At 36.8% G+C, this 1,231-nt stretch carries 1 protein-coding gene; it reads right to left on the reverse strand.

The window, feature by feature from the left end; translation table 11 throughout:
* Nucleotides 1-19: 19 nt before the first annotated feature.
* Complete coding sequence (locus E4T71_RS08620) at nt 20-973, reverse strand: IS30 family transposase (protein WP_135038916.1); 954 nt, start codon at nt 971-973, stop codon at nt 20-22.
* Nucleotides 974-1,231: the final 258 nt, after the last annotated feature.

The following is a 1,231-nucleotide window of genomic DNA, read 5'->3' on the forward strand; positions in this document are numbered from 1 at the left end:
GCTAAATTTCAAGTTGAAGTTAGCCACCGCTAAGAAATTCCTTCGGCGACTTGTAGCCCAAGCATTTTTTAGGATAGTTGTTTATCCAATTTTCAATAAAGGCTACCTCTTTTGGGGTCGTTTCTTTGGTTCCTTTTGGTAACCATCTGCGTATGAGCCTATTTTGGTTTTCATTGGTACCTCTTTCCCAAGATGAATAAGGATGTGCGTAATAGATATGTTCTTCTGAAAATACTTCTGATAATCGATTGAACTCCGTTCCGTTATCTGCTGTAATAGATAGAATTTGGTACTCATTTAGAATTTGTTTGAGGGCTTGATTTACAGATTGAGCGGTTTTATCAGGAATTAATCTCATGATTTGATAACGACTACGACGATCAGTCATAACCAATAAACAGTTATTTTTTTCTTTGGTTAGAATAACTGTGTCAATCTCGTAGTGGCCAATTTCCATTCGAAGATTGATCTCCTTAGGTCTCTCATCTATTGATTTACCTGCAGGTTTAAAAGTTGAATTCGTTTGCTTCCGACTAGCTTTTCTTCTTCTAGGATAAAGCATATCTTCCTTAGTTAGTTGAAGGTGTCCATTGTTAATCCAGTAGTAGATTGTAGTGACACTTGCTTTAATGTTTTTTGTCCTAACCATCATTTCAGGTGAATATTTTTGATGATGGTAGTGAAGGATTCTCTCTTTCAGCTCCTCAGTCAGAATAAGTTTTTTAACAGACCGTTTACGATTCTTCTTGTAATTAGCCTGTGCAAAGTCAGCAGAGTAGACTTTTTTGTAGAGACCTTTTTTTACTTGTTGTAAAACAAGACCACGCTTAACCTCATTATTAATCGTTTGAGGCGCTTTTCCAAGAAGTCGAGCAATCTCTCGGTTGGACTTACCTTGCTTTAGCCATCTTTCGATATTTCGGCGATCATTAATTGTCAGATGTTTTCCTTTTGTAGTATAATTGTCTTGCATCTCTGTGTCTTTCCGTTTGTTTGTGGTGAACAACAAGTATAGCACGGAGGTGTTTTCTTATACCTTAAAAAGAATTTCATTTGACAACAGGGACTTTTGAAGCTGTTTTTTAGGCTAAAGCAAGGCTATGATTAGCCTTGGCAAATTAGCCTAACAGCTCCAAACCTGTCATCAAATGAAATCAATGACTTATCAGAATGGGTTGTAGTCCTCATCTCACAGTAAAGGTAGGTGGCTAACTTCATTTTAAAACTTTCG

The sequence above is a fragment of the Streptococcus sp. WM07 genome, assembly GCF_004570525.1.
Taxonomy (GTDB): Bacteria; Bacillota; Bacilli; order Lactobacillales; family Streptococcaceae; genus Streptococcus.